This window comes from Streptomyces rubiginosohelvolus (assembly GCF_014649875.1).
Classification (GTDB): Bacteria; Actinomycetota; Actinomycetes; order Streptomycetales; family Streptomycetaceae; genus Streptomyces; species Streptomyces rubiginosohelvolus.
The window spans coordinates 711,274-729,338 of sequence record NZ_BMTW01000001.1 but is presented as its reverse complement, the minus strand read 5'-3'; the positions used below and the strand labels follow the sequence as shown (position 1 = coordinate 729,338).

Genomic DNA, 18,065 nt, shown 5'->3' with positions numbered 1-18,065 from the left:
GCGGGGAGATCGCCAGGCGCTCGTGCTCCAGGATTCTCGCCGTTGCGGCGTGCTCGGTCTGGGCGGCGTCGAAAGCGGCGTAGAGGGCCGAGGTGTCGGCGATGATGATCAGCGGTGTGCGGCCCGTTCCCGTGGGGCAGGGCGGTAGACGGTGAGGCCCGACCCGACGTCACACCGACGCCGGGAACGGGAAGCGGACGTCGGTCAGCCGTTCCGACACCTCCCAGAGCCGCTGCCCGGTCCCCGCGTCGGTGGCCGCCGCGGCGAGCGGGACCCGGGCCGGTCCGCCGCGCAGTTCCCCGCGGCCGTCCGGGCCGATGAGCTCGCCGCCCCGCGCGCCCGGGTCCGTCGCCGCGTACAGCTGCGGGAGCGCGCCCGCGTCGGGCTGCTGGGCGAGGGGGCGCAGGACGCTGCCGAACAGCACTTTCACCAGGCCGGTCGGCCCGCTCGTCTGGAGCCGGGTGGCGGTGTAGCCCGGGTGCGCGAGCAGGCTGCGGACCGGGCTCCGGGCCGCGGTCAGCCGCCGGTGCAGCTCGTGGCCGAAGACGGCGTTGGCGAGCTTCGAACGGTCGTAGAAGGTCATCGGGCGGTAGGCGCGTTCGCCGTTCAGGTCGTCGAAGTCCAGGTGCGCCCTGCGGTGGTTGACCGAGGTGACCGTGACGACGCGGGGGTCGCGCCCCTCGGTCAGCAGGTCGAGCAGCAGCCCGGTGAGCGCGAAGTGGCCGAGGTGGTTGCAGGCGAACTGCAGCTCGTGGCCCTGCGCGCTCGCCGAGCGGGGCGGCGCCATCACCCCGGCGTTGTTGACCAGGACGTCCAGCCGGGGGTGACCGGCGTGCAGGTCCTCGGCGAACGCCCGTACGGAGTCGAGGTCGGCCAGGTCCAGGCGGCGCGCCTCGACGGAGGCCCCCGGCCGCCCGGCCGTGATGTCGGCGGCGGCTCGGCGGCCCTTCTCCTCGTCCCGCACGGCGAGGACCACGTGCCCGCCCCGGTGGACGAGAGCCCGTGCGGTCGCCAGGCCGAGGCCGCTGTTGGCTCCGGTGACCACGGACACCCGGCCGGTCTGGTCGGGGATCTGCTCGGCGGTCCAGCGACGCTGCGGTGCCGGGTTCCGTGCCGTGCCCTGCGTCGGTTCCTGTGTCATGTGGCATACGTTGTCGTTGATGGCACCAGGTGTCAAGAAGCTACTGAGTGCCAACGATGGCATGGGGCTACGATGGTGGGTGTGAGCCTCCGTCCCGCAGTCACCATGGCCCAGCGCAAACGTCAGCTCGTCTCCGACGAACTGACCGAAGCGGCCCTCCAACTGATGGCGCGGGAAGGGTTCGACGCGGTCACGGTCGATGCGATCGCGGCCGCCGCCGGAGTGTCCAAGCGGACGTTCTTCCGGTACTTCGCGTCCAAGGAGGACGTGGTGGTCCGGTTCCTGGCCGACATGGGGGCGGGCATGCACGCCGAACTGGCCGCCCGCCCCGCGGCCGAACCCCCCTCCACCGCGCTGCGGCACGCCGTCTGGGTCGCCATGGCGGCCTGCGCCGACGGCGCCGAGCACTCAGGCCGGGCCCTGCGGGTGGTCCAGCTGATCCTGCGCACCCCCGCCCTGCGCGCCCGCTTCCTGGAGCACCAGGCGCAGTGGCGCGACGACCTCGCCGTGGAGACGGCCCGCCGCCGGGGGCTCGACCCGGAGACGGATCTCTATCCGCGCCTCGCCGCCGGGGCGGCGCTCGTCGCGTTCGACACCGTGCTGCGGCGCTGGAGCGACAGCGACGGGGCGGAGGACCCCGCCGCGCTCACGGACCGGGCGTTCGCCCTGCTCGCCCCGGCCCTGGACGCCGGCTAGTACGCCCAGGCATGTCTCACCACATGCACGGCGGGCCCAACTCGGTGATGGAGTCGGCCAGTTCCGCCGGGCGCCCGGGCCACCCCGTGCGGTGCCAGTGCTCGATGCGCCAGGACAGCCGTCGCGGCCACAGCGGGGTGACGGGCAGTTGCTCCACCGGCACCCAGACCGGGGTGCCGCCGTAGTTGTCCAGCGTCTCGGGCGGGCCGACCTCGCCGGTCGCGGACACGAGGAAGTAGTGCTCGTGCCGACCGTCCTTCCAGACCCGGGCGACCTCGGGCCCGACCGTCCCGGCCAGGCCGGTCTCCTCGCCCAGTTCCCGCAGGACGGCCTCTTCCAGCGTCTCGCCCGCCTCGACCCCGCCGCCCGGAATCTCGTAGTGCGACCCGCCGCCCTCCTCGGTGAAGCGGATCAGCAGCGCGGCCCCGTCGCGGATGACGACCGCCCCGGCCCGCACCCGTACCGGCTCCACCGCCGCCGGGTCGACCAGGGCCACCGGCCCCTGCGGCGCCGCGCCCTGCGCCCAGGCGCGCAGCACCGTCTCCGCAGTCCCGGCCGGCCGGATGCGGGCGTGCAGGGCCTCGGTCAGCGACAGGGCGACGCGTGGCACGCCGACGGAGCCCCCGGCGCCTTCGCCCGGGCCCCCGCCGGGAAAGGCGTGGTACGCGCCCTCGGCGTCGTGGTGGAGCTCCAGGATCAGCTTGTCGGCCTCGAACAGGACGGTCATCGGGCGGATTTCGGCAGCCATCGACGGAGGCTAACGCGCACCACGGCCGGACCGCCGCCGGAATGCCTTCGTCCGTACGGTGCCCGGCTCTGGAGTCGCCGGACCGACCCATCGCCCCCGCCCCGCGCCCCCGGAGGTCAGCCGTGGAACCCACCGATCCGACCGGCTCCGCCCCGAAGTCCCGTGAACGCGATGACCTGCTGGCCATGGTCGCCGCCGGAGCCCCTCGTCTGGACCGTCCGGCACGTCCTGCTGCACGCGTTCCGCGAGATCGCCCATCACAGCGGCCACGCGGACATCGTGCGCGAGGCCCTCGACGGGGCCAGCACGACGGAACGGATGGCGAAGGCGGCCATGGGAGGGGAGTGACCGGCGGCGGGTGATCGGCGGGGCAGAGCCCTTCGTTTTTCTGACGGACTTGATGAGCGGTGTGCAGGTCCGCGAGCTTGAGCTGGGCGAGGCGGTACTGCCCGTCCTCCATGCGGGAATTCAGCGGCGCGCTGGTCAGCGAGGACATCCGGCACGGGCTGCGGCTCGCGGTGAACCACAGCGGCCCCTCCCGCGCCACCGGGTCGGTCTGCGGGGCGCCCTGCACGGGGAGACCGCGCTGCCGCCGGCCTGGCTCGCGGAGCTGGAGGGGCGGGCCACCCTGAACCCGCTTGCTCGGGCGGCACACGGAGCAGCCGCACAGCGCCGTCCGCACGCCCCGCCCCCACCGCCCCGCGTATGCGCCGCATGTGCGCACCGCTCCGCCCGCGCGGTATTCCGCCTGGATGAGGGCCGCTGAGGATGGCACTCGGAACCACCCCACGGGGCGGTTCCGCATCCTCGGCGAAGGGAGGTGAAGACAAATGAACCTTGTTCGCGCATGGAAGGACCCCGAGTACCGGGCCACCCTCAGCGAGGCTCCCGCCAACCCGGCGGGCCTCGTCGAGCTGGCCGACGACCAGCTCGACGGTGTTGCGGGCGGGACCACCTGGGCGTGCGCCACGATCACTCTGACTGTGACCGTGTGCTCCCCGACCGGAACCCTCTGCGGCAGCTGCAGCATGGGCACGCGCGGCTGTTGCTGAGCCTGCCCCGATTCCTGACAAGGAGTGATGTACGTGGACATAGTCCGGTCCTGGAAGGACGCCGATTACCGGCTGTCCCTCGGGAGTGAGGCCCCCGCCCATCCGTCGGGCGAAGGCCTCACCGCAATCACCGACGAGGAGCTGACCGAGATCAACGGAGCCGGCTCCGGAGTTCTCGGCACTCTCGGGTGCTGCTCGTGCCTGCCGTGGTATTCGGGTTGGACCGTCTGCGGTCTCGCCTGCAACCCCGGTAAGCCCTGCAAGAACTAGCAGCGTACCGAAGAAACGGCGTGACCGGCAGGGGCGGGCGTTCGTGCGCCCCCGCCGGTCATGTTTCATGCCCCAGGAGGAAGAGCGGAATGCCTGACGACGCAAGCGAGCACCCCACCGTCCGGCCGGCCGGGGCCCACCTCCCCTGGCACCGGGCCGCCACCCTGAGCGAGAGGCTCGCCGGGACTCCGTCGCAGTCCGACCCGGTACGGGGCGAGAAGCGCCTGTCCATGTGGCGGGAGCTGGCACCTCTGACCGGTGAACGGGCCACCCTGGACACGCGGCTGGAACCGCTGGGCGTCGACGCGGACCGGCTGACCGCGCTGCTCGGTGAGGACGACGCGTCCCTGGCCGGCCGCATGGCGGACGAACCCGACTGGCACCGCACCTTCCGGGGCTGGTGGGACGAGGGAATGGCCACCACCGACGCCACTCGCCGCCTCGACCCCGACATGGGCCTCCTGGAAGTGATCCGCCCCCTCGTGGAGGGCGCCGTCCACGAACTCGACGCGCTCGTCGAGGAAGCCGTACGGACCAGTGACGACCCCGTCATGGCCGACCCCGGGCACATCCTCGACATCGTCCGCGCGACCGCCCCGGCCGCCGACCTGCTCAGTCACGTGCAGCGGACCCTCGTCCTCGAACTCAACATCGCCCGGGTCGAGGAGCGCCTCGTCGGCGAGACTCCCGAGGAACGCTTCTCCTCCTACGTCGAACTGCTGCGCTCGGAGGGCAATGCCCTCGCGATCTGGGACGAATACCCGGTCCTGGCACGGCTGATCGTGGGCCAGCTCCGCTTCTGGATCGACACCCGGGCCGAGCTGATCACAGCCCTCGTCGCCGACCTCCCCGTCCTGCGCGAGACCCTGCTCGCCAGCCGTCCGCCCCAGCGGCTCGACCGCCTGGAGTTCGGCGCCGGCGACAAGCACCGGCGCGGCCGGTCCGTCGCCATGGTCGAGTTCGACACCTGCACCCTGGTCTTCAAGCCCCGTTCGCTGGCCATGGACACCGCGTTCGACGGACTTCTCGCCTGGGTCGGGCGACAGGACCCCACCCACGACCTGGCCCGGATCGGCATCCTGGAGCGCGGCGACCACGGCTGGGTCGAGGAGGTCGACACCACCGTGACCACCGACGCCGCCGGCGGCGACCGCTACGCCTGGCGGCTGGGCGCCCTCACCTCGCTCCTCTACCTCCTGCACGCCACGGACTTCCACTTCGAGAACGTCCTGGCCGCGGGCGAGTACCCGGTCCTCGTCGATCTGGAGGCCCTGCTCCACAACGACAAGACCGCGGCCGTCGTCAAGATCGACGGCGAGACCGACATCGCCGCGGTCACCCTCGCCGACTCCGTGCAGTCCGTGGGCATCCTGCCCAACCACCTGCTGGTGCGCGGCGAGGACGGCACCTTCGGCCTGGACGTCAGCGGACTCGCGGGCCACGGCGGCCAGTTGACCCCCATGCCGGTGCCGATGTGGGAGGACAGCGGCACCGACCGCATGCGGCTGGTCAAGCGCCGCATGGAGATGGACGCCGAGCGCAACCACCCGATGACCGCCGACGGCGAACCGATCGACCTGGTCGGCCGGGTCGACTCGTTCGTCGAGGGATTCACTCACGTGTACCGGCTGCTGGAAGCGGGTCGTCAAGAACTGCTGGCCGCCGACGGTCCGTTGGCCGCCTTCGGCCCCGTCCGGACCCGGCTCATCGCCCGGCCGACCCACATCTACGGCCGCCTGCTGCTGGAGAGCACCCACCCGGACTTCCTGCGCGACGGCCTGGACCACGCGCGCTCGCTCGCCCGGCTGGCCGGCGGGCATGTCGAGATGCCCGAGTCCCGCATCGCGATGGTCCTGGACGAGGTCGCCGAACTCACCCTCGGGGACATCCCCATGTTCACCGTCGACGCGGACTCCGGAACCCTGCGCGGCGGGCTGGACGGCGAGCCGATCGGTACCCGCTACCCGCCCCTCATCGCCGTACGGGAACGTCTCACGGCCCTCGGCGACGCGGACCTCGCCTTCCAGGAGCGGGTCATCCGCTCGTGCGTCGCCGCCACCGCCATGGGCGAGAGCGATGCCCGCTGGCCCAACTGGCACCGGCCCCGGATGGACGGCGCCGCCGACCCCGGCGACTTCGCCGAGGAGGCCCTGCGCCTGGCCCACCGGCTGTCGGACCTGTGCGTCCGCGACGCACACGGCCTCGGCTGGATCGGCCTCGACCTGGTCGACGAGAAGTACTGGCAGTACGCGCCCGCCCCGATCGGCCTCTACACCGGAACGGCCGGTATCGCGCACGCCCTGGACGCCGTCGCGGCCGTCACCGGCGACGAACGCACCGGCGAGCTCGCCCAGGCCGCCTTCGACCAGGTGGCGAAGCGCTCGGTGCTCATCGCCGAGACTCTGGCGGGCCTCGCGAAGAAGCCGGGAGCCGACGAGTTCGGCATCGGCGCCTTCGGCCCGTTCGGCGGTGCGATCTACGCCCTGGCGCACGCCTCCGTACGCCACGGCCGTCCCGAGTACGCCGAGGCCGCGGCCACCCTGCTGCCCGCCATCGACGAACTCGTCGAGGAGGACCCGCTCCTGGACATCGTCTCCGGGTCCGCTGGCGCCATCCTCGCCCTCCTCGCCCTGGAGACCGCCCGGCCCGGCACCGGAGCCGCCCGGATCGCGGAACGCTGCGCCGAGCGTCTGCTGGCCACCCGGCAGGAGTTCGGCGACGGCTGGGGCTGGGCCACCCCGATCAACCCCGAGCAGCCGCTCGCCGGCTTCTCGCACGGGGCCTCCGGCATCGCGTACGCGTTCGCCCGCCTGGACCGGGCCGCGCCCCGCGCGGAGTACCAGGAGGCCGTCCGGCACGCGCTGACGTACGAGCGGACCGTCTTCGACCCGGAGCTGCGCACGTGGCGCGACCTGCGGCCGGCCAATCTCGGCGGACGTACGGTCATGAACGCCTGGTGCCACGGGGCCCCGGGCATCGCGATGGCCCGCAACGCGTTCCAGGAGCTGGGCACCGCCCCGGAGCTGGCCGGCCTCATCGAGAGCGACCGGCACACGGCGGTCCTCGCCGCCATCTCCACGGGCCTGGACCTCGACCCGGTGTCGGGCCTCGGTAACCACAGCCTGTGCCACGGGGACATCGGCAACCTCCTCATCATCGACGCGGCCACCCGGGCCGACCAGGAGCCGGAGGTCTCCGGGCTGCTGCCCAAGGTGTGGAAGACGCTGCTGCACGAGGGCCGGGAGAACGGCTGGCTGTGCGGCGTCCCCAAGGGCGTGGAGACCCCCGGGCTCATGACCGGTCTGGCCGGCATCGCCTGGGGCCTCGCGCGCAAGGCCGCCCCCGAGCGGGTGCCGGACCTGCTGACGCTGGCCGCCCCGGACACCGGGAGGACGGCGTGCTGAACAGCGGCCCCGCACCGGCGGCCCCGCCGGACGGCGCCATCGCGGAGGGCGTCTACCGGCCGAGCATGGTCGCCGCCTACCGCGCCAACCCGCGCGGTGCCGCCCGCACCGGTTTCCACCCCGAGGCGATGCGCCCCCGCTGGCGCTGGGCGCTGGCCGGAGCCCTGATCCTGGCCCTCACGGTGACCGCGGGCCTCGTGGTACGGGTGCCGGTCGGGCCCACGGGCACCCTGGCCGGCACCAACGGACGCCAAGGTGTCCTCGCCTTCCCGGACTTCAGTCCGCCGGCGAAGGACAGCGAGGTCCGGCTGAGTGTGGACGGCGAGCGGGTGGAGGGCCGGGTCAAGGACTTCCAGACCGGTCAGGGCGGGGCCCGGGTCACCATGCTCCTCGTCGAACTCCCTGCCGGCGTCGCCGAGGAGCTGGAGGAGGGGGCATCCGTGGTCCTCGACCAGGGCACCTGCCCCCTGCTCATGGATCTCTGGGACGAAAGGGGCGAACAGTGAGCATCATCCGCCGCCGCGTGCCCGTGCGGTTGCAGTCCACCTCGGTCGAGTGCGGCGTCGCCGCCCTGGCCATGGTGCTCGGCTACCACGGCCGCTCCACCGCCGTCGCCGAGCTGCGCGACCGGATGGTTCTGTCCCGCGACGGGGCGAGCGCCGCGTCCATCGCCCGCCAGGCACGCGAACTGGGCATGAAGGTCAGGGCCTTCCGTGCGGAACCGGACGCGCTGCGCGAACTCCGCCTGCCGCTGATCGCCCACTGGGGCATGAACCACTTCGTCGTCATCGAACGGTTCACCCGGCGTGGGGTCGACATCGTCGACCCCGCGTCCGGGCGGCGGCACATCGGCTACGCGGAGCTGGACGCCTCCTTCACCGGGGTGACGCTGGAGCTGGAACCGACCGAGGAGCTCGAACGCCGCGACGGTGTCGAGGCCGGACTCTGGTCCTTCGTCCGCCCCTTCCTGCCCCGTTCCGTGCCCATCGTCTCCGCCATCATCGGCGCCTCCGCCACGCTCACCCTGCTCGGGTTGCTCCCGGCCTTCCTGACCGCGTACGTCGTCGACCGCGTCCTGCCCGGACGCAGCGAGGACACCCTGCTGGTCCTGGCGGCCGGTCTCGTTGCCTACACCGTCAGCCACGCACTGATGACGCTGGCACGGGCGGAACTGCTGCTCTGGCTCCAGACCCGGATGGACTGGTCGATGATGGGGACGTTCCTCCGACATCTGATGTCCCTGCCGTACAAGTTCTTCCAGTTGCGCACCGGCGGGGATCTGCTCGTGCGGGTGTCGAGCATGACGTACGTCCGGGACGCCGTCTCCAGCCAGCTCCTGGCGGTCTTCCTCGATGTGGCCCTGCTGGGCGTCTACCTCGTGGTGATCGGCTTCAAGTCCCTGCTGTTCGTCGCCGCGATCCTCGCGGTCGCCGCCGTCCAGCTCGGGGTCATGTTCGCCTCCGCCCGGGCCGCCCAACGGCTGACCGAACGCGAACTGCAGGCCCTCGGGGAGGCCCAGAGCACCCTGCTGGAATCGGTGACCGGCGCCGAGACGGTCAAGTCCTCCGGAGCCGAACACGTCGTGGTGCGCCGGTGGTCGCAGAAGTTCACCGAGCAGCTGGACGCCTCCGTACGCCGGAGCCGGCTCGACAACGGGATCGACAGCGTCCTCGGGATGCTGGGCACCGCGTCGCCGCTGCTCATGCTCGTCCTCGGCGCCTCTCTCGTGTTCAGCGACAACCTGTCGCTCGGAACGATGCTCGCGCTCATCGCCCTGGCCGGCGCGGCGCTCGCCCCGGTGGCCCAACTGGGCCGCAGCATCAAGACGTTCCAGACCATCCGGGTTCACCTCGACCGGCTGCGCGATGTGCTGAACGAGCCCGCGGAGTCCGTGGGCCAGGGGGACGCGAAGGCCGACCTGAACGAGCCGATCACCCTGACCGACGTCGGCTTCCGCTACTCGGGGGACGGACCGGAGGCCCTGTCGGGCATCTCCCTCACCGTCCGGCCGGGCGAGAAGATCGCCATCGTCGGCAGCAGCGGTTCGGGGAAGTCCACCCTGGCCCGCCTCATACTCGGGCTCTACGATCCGACCGACGGGGAGATCACCTACGGCTCCACCCCGCTGACCGACCTCGACCTCGGCCATCTGCGCCGCCAGTGCGGCGTCGTCACCCAGGACGCGGACATCTTCAGCGGATCGGTCCTGACCAACATCGCGCTGGTCATGCCCGAGGCCACCCTCGACGACGTCGTCGAGGCCGCCCGGCTCGCGGCGGTCCACGAGGACATCACCCACATGCCGATGGGGTACGAGACGATCCTCGGCGAGGGCGGCAACGGCCTCTCCGGCGGACAGCGCCAGCGCGTGGCCCTGGCCCGCGCCGTCGTACACCGGCCTCGGGTCCTGCTGCTCGACGAGGCGACCAGCCACCTGGACGCCACCACGGAGGCGATCGTGCACGAGAACCTCTCCGAGCTCGACTGCACCCGCATCGTCATCGCGCACCGGCTGAGCACCGTGCGGGACGCGGACCGCATCCTGGTCATCGACCGCGGCCGGATCGTCGAGCAGGGAGACCACGACGAACTGGTCGCGCGGGACGGCGCCTACGCGGCGCTCGTCGGCCAACAACTGGTCCATGACTGAGGGTTCGCGCCGACCGCCCCGCCGGGCGGCCGAGGTGCGCGATGCTGGCGGCGTGACCCCTGAGACACGTTCCCGCACAGCGCTCCTCGGCCGGCTGCGGACCCTGGCCGTGCTGGAGGTGCTGAACATCGCCCTGATCGGCTGGGCCGTCTTCGTGGCCCTCGGAGCACCGTTCAGCACGCCCAACGCCGTCGGCTTCGCGCTGGTCGCCGTCCTCCTGCTCACCGGGGCCGCGTACTGGGCGCTGAAGCTGCGCCAACTGCGCACCACCGCAAGGCGGCCGCCCCTGATCGGACTGTTCCGTGCGCTCCGGCCGCTGTGCGCGGCCGCCCTGACGGCCGGCCTCGTGGCCATCGTCGCGGCCGCGCCCGGCCGGCCGGCGCCCGAGTGGGCCGCCGGCCTGGTGCTGTACGGCCTGGCCGTGGCGGAGTACGTCAACTACTTCCACCTGCAGCTGATGCATGACACCCGGGCGGACTGGCGCCGCCTGCTGCGCACCCGCCGGCTGCGCGGCTCGCATCTGGCGGAGGACCTGCGCATCCACCGCACCACGTGATTCCAGCGGCCCCCACGGCCGCGCCCGGGAGACCCGGCACGGCAGCCGCGCGAAGGTAAGGAAACAGAGCACATGACCTCACCGGCAGTGCAGGACGCCCCGGCCCCGGCCGACGGGCGCACCCTGGAGTTCCGCGGCCTGTCGAAGCGGTACCGCGACAGAAGCGCCGTGCAGGACCTGTCCTTCACGGTCCGCCCCGGACGCGTCACCGGTTTCCTCGGTCCGAACGGGGCGGGCAAGACGACGACGCTCCGGATGCTGCTGGGACTGACCGCCCCGACCTCCGGGACCGCGACCATCGGCGGACAGCGCTACCGGGACCTGGGGCAGCCGCTCCGGACCGTCGGGGCGATGCTCGACGAGTCCGGCACGCACCGCAGGCGGACGGGCCGTGACCACCTGCGCGTGCAGTGCGCGGCGACGGGTCTGCCGGCCCGCCGCGCCGACGAGGTGCTCGACCAGGTCGGACTGGCCAGGGCGGGCGGGCGACGCTACGAGGAGTACTCGCTCGGCATGCGGCAACGCCTCAACCTGGCCCAGGCGCTGCTCGGCGACCCACCCGTGCTCATCCTCGACGAACCCGCCAACGGGCTCGACCCCGAGGGGATCGCCTGGATGCGCGCCCTCCTGAAGGGACTGGCCGCCGAGGGCCGTACGGTGCTCGTCTCCAGCCACCTCATCTCCGAGGTCGAGCAGACCGCCGACGACCTCGTCATCATCAGCCAGGGCCGGCTGGTCGCCGAGGGCGCGAGCCGCGACATCGCCGCGCGGGTACGGGGCGAGTCCCGGGTACGGGTCCGCTCCTCCCGGCCGGCGGAACTGGCGGCGGCGCTCGTGGCGGCGGGAGCGACCGTGACGGACCCGCCCGCCGAGGACGGGCCGCTGTTCGTCGGCGGTCTGGGGACGGGTGCGGTGGCCGCACTCGCGGCAGCCCACGGCGGAGAACTGTACGAACTGACCGAGGACGCACCCGACCTCGAACAGGCGTTCCTGCGGCTCACGCAGGGAAAGGCGGAGATCCGGTGAAGGCCCTCGTCAACAGTGAGCTGCTCAAGCTCCGTACGCTGCCCACCTGGTGGGTCGCCGGCCTGGCGATGGCCGCCGTCGCGGTGCTCCTGGCGGGCTGGAACAGCTGGCAGGCCCATACCTTCATGCAGCCGTTCGAGGACTATCTGGCAGGTGCGGTCCTGACCCCCCGCGAGGACATGTCGGCCGAACAGGTCGCGTCGATGCGCGACCTCTGGGAGACCCAGGGGGACCCGGGGCGTATCGCCGCCACGCTCTACACCTCCGGGCAGGTCTTCGGTCTCCTGCTGGCCGGTGTGCTCGCCGTCCTTCTGGTCACGAACGAGTACCACTACCGGACCCTGACGGCCACGTTCCTCGCGGCGCCCCGCCGGGGCCGCGTCATCACGGCCAAGCTCGTCGCCGTGCTCATCACCTCGGCCGGACTCTGGCTGGTCGCGACCTCGGTCGGCCTCGTCGTCGGCGGGATCTTCCTGTCCTCGCAGGGCGCCGGCCTCGGGCTCGGGAGCGGGGACGTGCTCGGCGCGGTCCTGCTGAACCTGGCCGCCTACATGGTGTGGGGCGTGTTCGGCTTCGGCCTGGGTGTGCTCATCCGCAGCCAGACCGCCGCCACCGTCACCGCGGCGGCGCTGTACTTCCTGTCCTCGGTCGTCGTCGCGTTCGCCTTCCAGGCGGTCCACGACCTCCTCATCGAGGAGGACTGGGTGCTCCAGGCCCAGGTCCTGCTGCCCGGAGTCGCGTCCCAGATCATGACGACGCCGGGCGAGCTCTTCGCCGGAGCCCCCGCCGCCTGGACCGGCGCCGTCGTGCTCCTCGCCTACAGCCTGATCGGCGGGCTCACGGGAACGCTGCTCCTGCTCCGGCGCGACGTGACCTGAGTCCGGTGGCCGGCCACCGGACGCACGTCGCGTCTTCCGTGTCAGGGAGAGGAGGGGTGTGAGGGTCTTCGGCACCTGCACCCCTCCGCCGAGGCCCGCGTCCTCGACGCCACGAGCCGCATGGCCTCATCGCGGTCCCAGTTGAGCGCCGCCGTCCGCATGGCCTCGATCCCCGGCGGCAGATCGAGGCCCAGGTCCTCCGCGAACAGCTTCTGGCAGCGCCTGACCACCGACAGCGTGCTGGCGGTGTCGCCGTGCAGACAGTGCACCGCGGCGAGCAGTTCCCAGAGGTGCTGCCGGTAGGGAGCCTCGGCGATCAGGCTCTCTATGCGGTAGGGCAGCATGCTCGTGCGGCCGGCGAGGACGGACGCGGTGAAGAGGTCCTGATAGGCGTCCAGCCGGAGGTTGTTGAGCCCCGCCGTGTGGGAGCTGAACCACCGCGTGGGCGGCAGGTCCTGCCCGAAGGGGCCGTTCCAGAGGTCCACCGCCAGTTCCAGGGCGTCGACGGCCGACTCACTGAATCCATTCACCAGCCACTTTCGGCCACGTTCGACAGCCGCCGTGAACCGGGGAAGGTCGAATTCCTCGGCGGCGATCTCCAATCCGTATCCGCTCTGGCCGCCCCGGTAGGTCTTCACCCGCTCGCCGAGTCCCTCCTCGATCTCGTCGAGTTCTCTCCGCAGTCCCGTCACATGGCTGCGGAGGTTCGCCGTGGCCGACACCGGTGGGTCGTCCCACAGGATTTCGCTGAACTCCGCGATGCCGATGGGCCGTCCGAAGCGGAGCAGGCACGCCGTGAGAACGGCCCGCCGGACGGGTGAGGTGACGGACATCGTCCTGCCGCGGACCGAGAGCTGCCCGAGAACGCCGAAACAGGGAGCGGGGCGTGTGTCGGGGGTGTCGTGCGGTGACGCCGGGGTGGGGAGGGCGGCGGGCCCTGGGGTGTTCCGAGCGGTGGGGGGGACGGAGCCGTCGGAGAGACCGGCTCGTGCGCTGTCGATCAACAGGTACCCTCCCGCCGATGCGACGTGAGCGGAGCGGCGATGCCGAGACGGAGAGGCTCTGCTGTCCGGTTCTCGCCGCCCAGCGGAACGGCGGGAGGGGTCCTGTGCGCGGGGTGCGGCGCGATCCTGCTCAAGTGCGTCATGTCGTCTCCTGCTTGGTCAGGGCAGGGGGAACGCACACAAGTGTTCCTCAGTCGTTCCCCCGTTGGAACGTGGCTCACGCTGTCAGAGCTGATGTGATCCGGCTAGCACCAGCGTGTGATTGACTTGAATCTTTCCCTAAGGAACCTTCCGATCCGTTCTACTGGGAGGTAAGGTCCGCCGCTTCTCCTCGGTGGAGACGCCCCGAGGCCGCCGAACCGTTCCCGCGCCCGCTGCCTTTACGGATCTCCGGAACACCGCGGGCCTAAAATCATGCAAGCGTGCTTGATTGTTTACCGGTGCGCTGCCATGCTCCTGGGCACCACACCCGGTCCCGAGGGGAGCGCACGTGTCCGCTGTCGTAGCCGTGATCGACGATCTGCGCGAGGAGAGCGACGAACTCGACGAACTGGTGCAGGAGTTGGGTGGCGCGGGCTGGCGCGGTCCGACGCCTGCCGACCGGTGGACCGTCGCCCATCAGATCGCCCATCTCAGCTGGACCGACGAGGTCGCCCTGCTGGCCGCCACGGAGCCGGACCGGTTCGGCGACGAGGTCGCCAAGGCCCTGGCCGCCCCCGAGGCCTTCGTCGACGAGGCGGCCGACGCCCTGGTCGCCGCCCACGCCCCGGACGCCCTGCTCGCCCGCTGGCGCGAGGGCCGGGCGAGGCTCGACAAGGTCCTCCGCGACGCCCCGGCCGGCACCCGGATCCCCTGGTACGGGCCGCCGATGAGCGTCGCGTCCATGGCGACCGCCCGGCTCATGGAGACCTGGGCCCACGGCCAGGACATCGCCGACGCGCTCGGGGTGACCCGGACCCCCACCGCCCGGCTCCGGCATGTGGCCCGGATCGGCGTACGGGCCCGGAACTACGCCTACGCGGTACGGGGGATCACCGCGCCCGAGGAGGAGTTCCGCGTCGAACTCCGTACGGCCGACGGCGAGATGATCGCGTACGGGCCCGAAGGCGCCGCCCAGCGGATCACCGGCCCGCTCCTCGACTTCTGCCTCCTGGTCACCCAGCGCGCCCACCGCTCCGACCTCGCGGTCACCGCAGAGGGCCGGGACGCCGACCAGTGGCTCGGCATCGCCCAGGCCTTCGCAGGACCGCCGGGGCCGGGCCGGCTGCCCCGCGCGGAGCGGGAGACCCGATGAGCGGCACCCCCGCCCCCGCCCTTCGCATCGGCAACGCCTCCGGCTTCTACGGCGACCGCTTCGACGCCCTGCGCGAGATGCTCACCGGCGGCCCCCTCGACGTCCTCACCGGCGACTACCTCGCCGAGCTGACCATGCTCATCCTCGGCCGCAGCCGCCTCAAGGACCCGCAGAAGGGCTACGCCACCACCTTCCTGAGCCAGTTGGAGGAAGGGCTCGGCCTCGCCCACGAGCGCGGGGTGAAGATCGTCGCCAACGCGGGCGGCCTCAACCCGGCCGGACTCGCGGACGCGCTGCGGCAGTTGGCGGACAAGGTCGGCGTGCCCGTCACCGTCGCGCACGTCGAGGGCGACAGCCTGCCCGTCCCGGACGGGTTCCTCACCGCCAACGCCTACCTCGGCGGCTCCGGGATCGCCGCCTGTCTGCGGGCCGGGGCCGATGTCGTCGTCACCGGCCGGGTCACCGACGCGGCCCTCGTCACCGGGCCCGCCGCCGCCCACTTCGGCTGGGGCCCGGACGACCTGGACGCGCTCGCGGGGGCCGTGGTCGCCGGGCACGTCCTGGAGTGCGGTACGCAGGCGACCGGCGGGAACCACGCCTTCTTCGGCGAGCACGACCCCGCCCGCCTCCGCCGCCCCGGCTTCCCGCTCGCCGAGATCCACGCCGACGGCTCGTCCGTCATCACCAAGCACGACGGTACGGGCGGGGTCGTCGACCTCTCCACCGTCACCGCCCAACTCCTGTACGAGACCGGCGGAGCCCGGTACGCGGGCCCCGACGTCACCGCCCGCCTCGACACCGTGCGCCTCACGCCCGACGGCCCGGACCGGGTCCGGATCGACGGGGTACGCGGCGAGGCCCCGCCGCCCACCCTCAAGGCCGGGCTGACCCGGCTCGGTGGCTGGCGCAACGAGGTCGTGTTCGTCCTCACCGGCCTCGACATCGAGACCAAGGCGGCGCTGGTGAAGGACCAGTTCGCCGACGCCCTGGAGCGCGGCGGCGCCCGCCCGCCCGCCGAGGTGCGCTGGGAACTGGCCCGTACCGACCACGCCGACGCCGACACCGAGGAGCGGGCCAGCGCCCTGCTCCGGCTCGTCGTCCGCGACCAGGACGCCGAGGCGGTCGGCCGAACCGTCTCCGGGGCCGCCATCGAACTGGCCCTCGGCAGCTACCCGGGCTTCCACGTCACCGCCCCGCCCGGAAAGGGCGCGCCCTACGGGGTGTTCGAGGCCCGGCCCGTACCGGCGGCGGAGGTCGAGCACCTCGCCGTGCTGCCGGACGGGACCCGGGAGGTGATGAAACCGCCCGCTCACACACAGGAGTTGGCCGAGGTCGAGGAACCGCCGCTCCCCGACCCGTACCCCTCCGGCCCCACCCGCCGCGCCCCCCTCGGTCTGATCGCGGGCGCGCGCAGCGGCGACAAGGGCGGCGACGCCAACGTGGGCGTCTGGGTGCGCGACGACGACGCCTGGCGGTGGCTGGCGCACGAACTGAGCGCCGAGCGGTTCAAGGAACTCCTGCCGGAGACAGCTGACTTGACGGTCGTCCGCCATGTACTGCCCAACCTCCGTGCCCTGAACTTCACCGTGCACGGTCTGCTGGGCGAAGGCGTCGCCGCCCAGGCCCGGTTCGACCCGCAGGCCAAGGCGCTGGGGGAGTGGCTGCGGTCCCGGTGGCTGCCGATCCCCGTGGCCCTGCTCGAAGGCATCGATGCCCCGGAGGTGACCGCATGACCGTCCTGCCCACCGCGCTCGACACCAACAGCCCCGAGTACGCGGCGAATCGGGGCAGCATGGCGGAGAAGCTCGCCGAGCTGGAGACCGAGCACGCCAAGGCGCTCGCGGGCGGCGGCGAGAAGTACGTGACCCGGCACCGGGGGCGCGGCAAGCTCCCGGCCCGGGAGCGGATCGAGCTCCTCGTCGACCCCGACACCCCGTTCCTGGAGCTGTCGCCGCTGGCCGCCTGGGGCAGCGACTGCGCCGTCGGGGCCTCGCTCGTCACCGGGATCGGGGTGGTCGAGGGCGTCGAATGCCTGATCACCGCCAACGATCCGACCGTACGCGGCGGGGCGTCGAACCCGTGGACGTTGAAGAAGGCCCTGCGCGCCAACGAGATCGCCTTCGCCAACCGGCTCCCGGTGATCAGTCTGGTGGAGTCGGGCGGCGCCGACCTGCCCTCCCAGAAGGAGATCTTCATCCCCGGCGGGGCGCTCTTCCGGGACCTCACCCGGCTCTCCGCCGCCGGAATCCCCACCGTGGCCGTCGTGTTCGGCAACTCCACCGCCGGAGGCGCGTACGTCCCCGGCATGTCCGACCACACCGTGATGATCAAGGAGCAGTCCAAGGTCTTCCTCGGCGGCCCGCCCCTGGTGAAGATGGCCACCGGCGAGGAGAGCGACGACGAGTCCCTCGGCGGGGCCGAGATGCACGCCCGTACGTCGGGGCTCGCCGACCACTTCGCCGTGGACGAGCACGACGCGATCCGGCAGGCGCGGCGCATCGTCGCCCGGCTCAACTGGCGCAAGGCACACACCGATCCGGGCCCCGCAGAGCCGCCGAAGTACGACGAGGACGAGCTGCTCGGCATCGTGCCGGGCGATCTGAAGGCCCCGTTCGACCCGCGCGAGGTCATCGCCCGCCTGGTCGACGGCTCGGACTTCGACACCTTCAAGCCGCTGTACGGGCCGAGCCTGGTCACCGGCTGGGCGCGGCTCCACGGCTACCCGGTCGGCATCCTCGCCAACGCCCAGGGGGTGCTGTTCAGCGAGGAGTCGCAGAAGGCCGCGCAGTTCATCCAGCTCGCCAACCAGCGCGACATCCCGCTCCTCTTCCTCCACAACACCACCGGCTACATGGTCGGCAAGGAGTACGAACAGGGCGGCATCATCAAGCACGGCGCGATGATGATCAACGCGGTGGCGAACTCGAAGGTCCCGCATCTGTCGGTCCTGATGGGCGCGTCCTACGGGGCCGGCCACTACGGCATGTGCGGCCGCGCCTACGATCCGCGCTTCCTCTTCGCCTGGCCCAGCAGCAAGTCCGCCGTCATGGGCCCGCAGCAGCTCGCGGGCGTCCTCTCCATCGTCGCCCGCGCCTCGGCCGCCGCGAAGGGGCAGCCGTACGACGACGAGGCGGACGCCGGGCTGCGCGCCTTGGTGGAGCAGCAGATCGAGGCGGAGTCGCTGCCGATGTTCCTGTCCGGGCGGCTGTACGACGACGGGGTCATCGACCCGCGCGACACCCGGACCGTCCTCGGGATGTGCCTGTCCGCGATCCACACCGCACCGGTCGAGGGCGCCCGCGGCGGCTTCGGCGTCTTCCGGATGTGAGGCCCAGATGACCACCGC

The 18,065-nt window shown here is 72.3% G+C and carries 16 protein-coding genes and 1 pseudogene; 14 read left to right on the top strand and 3 right to left on the bottom strand.

All coding sequences use genetic code 11. From position 1 onward, the window contains the following. Positions 1 to 169: 169 nt before the first annotated feature. Positions 170 to 1,141 (bottom strand): oxidoreductase, encoded by a 972-nt coding sequence (locus IE134_RS03445; RefSeq protein WP_189429540.1) that lies wholly within the window; start codon positions 1,139 to 1,141, stop codon positions 170 to 172. A 72-nt stretch (positions 1,142 to 1,213) separates the two neighbouring features. On the opposite strand from IE134_RS03445, the gene IE134_RS03440 reads away from it, so the two are divergent. Then, positions 1,214 to 1,837 (top strand): TetR family transcriptional regulator, encoded by a 624-nt coding sequence (locus IE134_RS03440; protein ID WP_030709593.1) that lies wholly within the window; start codon positions 1,214 to 1,216, stop codon positions 1,835 to 1,837. A gap of 16 nt (positions 1,838 to 1,853) precedes the next feature. On the opposite strand, the gene IE134_RS03435 is transcribed toward IE134_RS03440, so the two are convergent. Next, positions 1,854 to 2,585 carry an NUDIX domain-containing protein gene (locus IE134_RS03435; protein WP_189429538.1) on the bottom strand — a complete coding sequence of 244 codons (732 nt, stop codon included), beginning with the start codon at positions 2,583 to 2,585 and terminating at the stop codon, positions 1,854 to 1,856. A gap of 171 nt (positions 2,586 to 2,756) precedes the next feature. On the opposite strand from IE134_RS03435, the gene IE134_RS03430 reads away from it, so the two are divergent. The 10 genes and pseudogenes from IE134_RS03430 (at position 2,757) to IE134_RS03385 (ending at position 12,421) form a co-directional block, all read left to right on the top strand. Further along, a complete protein-coding gene (locus tag IE134_RS03430) occupies positions 2,757 to 2,933 on the top strand; it encodes a mycothiol transferase (protein WP_373296729.1) in 177 nt (58 codons plus the stop codon). 128 nt (positions 2,934 to 3,061) lie between these two features. Next, a pseudogene (locus tag IE134_RS34580) lies at positions 3,062 to 3,351 on the top strand (ADP-ribosylglycohydrolase family protein); the annotation flags it as partial. Between the two features lie 64 nt (positions 3,352 to 3,415). Then, complete coding sequence (locus IE134_RS03420; RefSeq protein WP_030709583.1) at positions 3,416 to 3,637, top strand: mersacidin/lichenicidin family type 2 lantibiotic; 222 nt, start codon at positions 3,416 to 3,418, stop codon at positions 3,635 to 3,637. A 27-nt stretch (positions 3,638 to 3,664) separates the two neighbouring features. Then, entirely contained in the window at positions 3,665 to 3,907 is a 243-nt protein-coding gene (locus IE134_RS03415; protein WP_030709581.1) for a mersacidin/lichenicidin family type 2 lantibiotic, read from the top strand. 89 nt (positions 3,908 to 3,996) lie between these two features. Next, complete coding sequence (locus tag IE134_RS03410) at positions 3,997 to 7,311, top strand: type 2 lanthipeptide synthetase LanM family protein (RefSeq protein ID WP_229823277.1); 3,315 nt, start codon at positions 3,997 to 3,999, stop codon at positions 7,309 to 7,311. Further along, positions 7,305 to 7,817 carry a hypothetical protein gene (locus tag IE134_RS03405; RefSeq protein ID WP_189429536.1) on the top strand — a complete coding sequence of 171 codons (513 nt, stop codon included), beginning with the start codon at positions 7,305 to 7,307 and terminating at the stop codon, positions 7,815 to 7,817. The genes IE134_RS03410 and IE134_RS03405 overlap by 7 nt, the downstream gene beginning before the upstream one ends. Next, positions 7,814 to 9,961, top strand: coding sequence for a peptidase domain-containing ABC transporter (locus IE134_RS03400; RefSeq protein ID WP_229823275.1), 2,148 nt, complete (start codon positions 7,814 to 7,816; stop codon positions 9,959 to 9,961). The genes IE134_RS03405 and IE134_RS03400 overlap by 4 nt, the downstream gene beginning before the upstream one ends. Before the next feature lie 52 nt (positions 9,962 to 10,013). Beyond that, positions 10,014 to 10,517 (top strand): hypothetical protein, encoded by a 504-nt coding sequence (locus IE134_RS03395; protein WP_063837339.1) that lies wholly within the window; start codon positions 10,014 to 10,016, stop codon positions 10,515 to 10,517. 72 nt (positions 10,518 to 10,589) lie between these two features. Continuing rightward, positions 10,590 to 11,543 (top strand): ABC transporter ATP-binding protein, encoded by a 954-nt coding sequence (locus IE134_RS03390; protein ID WP_030709572.1) that lies wholly within the window; start codon positions 10,590 to 10,592, stop codon positions 11,541 to 11,543. After that, entirely contained in the window at positions 11,540 to 12,421 is an 882-nt protein-coding gene (locus tag IE134_RS03385) for an ABC transporter permease subunit (protein WP_030709570.1), read from the top strand. The genes IE134_RS03390 and IE134_RS03385 overlap by 4 nt, the downstream gene beginning before the upstream one ends. A gap of 41 nt (positions 12,422 to 12,462) precedes the next feature. Here IE134_RS03385 and IE134_RS03380 read toward each other — a convergent pair whose 3' ends face one another. Beyond that, the gene (locus IE134_RS03380) at positions 12,463 to 13,254 is read right to left on the bottom strand and encodes an AfsR/SARP family transcriptional regulator (RefSeq protein WP_032767979.1); all 792 of its coding nucleotides are present in this window, start codon (positions 13,252 to 13,254) and stop codon (positions 12,463 to 12,465) included. Between the two features lie 661 nt (positions 13,255 to 13,915). Here IE134_RS03380 and IE134_RS03375 point away from each other — a divergent pair. From IE134_RS03375 to IE134_RS03365, 3 genes are read left to right on the top strand one after another with little or no spacing between them, the layout of a single operon-like run. Then, a complete protein-coding gene (locus IE134_RS03375) occupies positions 13,916 to 14,719 on the top strand; it encodes a TIGR03084 family metal-binding protein (RefSeq protein WP_189429534.1) in 804 nt (267 codons plus the stop codon). After that, complete coding sequence (locus IE134_RS03370; RefSeq protein ID WP_189429533.1) at positions 14,716 to 16,452, top strand: acyclic terpene utilization AtuA family protein; 1,737 nt, start codon at positions 14,716 to 14,718, stop codon at positions 16,450 to 16,452. Before IE134_RS03375 ends, IE134_RS03370 begins: the two co-directional genes overlap by 4 nt. Continuing rightward, positions 16,449 to 18,047, top strand: a complete 1,599-nt coding sequence (locus IE134_RS03365) for an acyl-CoA carboxylase subunit beta (RefSeq protein ID WP_189429532.1) — start codon at positions 16,449 to 16,451, stop codon at positions 18,045 to 18,047. Before IE134_RS03370 ends, IE134_RS03365 begins: the two co-directional genes overlap by 4 nt. Positions 18,048 to 18,065 lie beyond the last annotated feature (18 nt).

Coding starts and splice junctions, on each gene's coding strand:
- IE134_RS03410 (WP_229823277.1), top strand. CDS start 3,997: ATGCCTGACGACGCAAGCGAGCACCCCACCGTCCGGCCGGCCGGGGCC.
- IE134_RS03435 (WP_189429538.1), bottom strand. CDS start 2,585: ATGGCTGCCGAAATCCGCCCGATGACCGTCCTGTTCGAGGCCGACAAG.
- IE134_RS03420 (WP_030709583.1), top strand. CDS start 3,416: ATGAACCTTGTTCGCGCATGGAAGGACCCCGAGTACCGGGCCACCCTC.
- IE134_RS03390 (WP_030709572.1), top strand. CDS start 10,590: ATGACCTCACCGGCAGTGCAGGACGCCCCGGCCCCGGCCGACGGGCGC.
- IE134_RS03415 (WP_030709581.1), top strand. CDS start 3,665: ATGTACGTGGACATAGTCCGGTCCTGGAAGGACGCCGATTACCGGCTG.
- IE134_RS03445 (WP_189429540.1), bottom strand. CDS start 1,141: ATGACACAGGAACCGACGCAGGGCACGGCACGGAACCCGGCACCGCAG.
- IE134_RS03370 (WP_189429533.1), top strand. CDS start 14,716: ATGAGCGGCACCCCCGCCCCCGCCCTTCGCATCGGCAACGCCTCCGGC.
- IE134_RS03430 (WP_373296729.1), top strand. CDS start 2,757: ATGACCTGCTGGCCATGGTCGCCGCCGGAGCCCCTCGTCTGGACCGTC.
- IE134_RS03380 (WP_032767979.1), bottom strand. CDS start 13,254: ATGTCCGTCACCTCACCCGTCCGGCGGGCCGTTCTCACGGCGTGCCTG.
- IE134_RS03365 (WP_189429532.1), top strand. CDS start 16,449: ATGACCGTCCTGCCCACCGCGCTCGACACCAACAGCCCCGAGTACGCG.
- IE134_RS03440 (WP_030709593.1), top strand. CDS start 1,214: ATGGTGGGTGTGAGCCTCCGTCCCGCAGTCACCATGGCCCAGCGCAAA.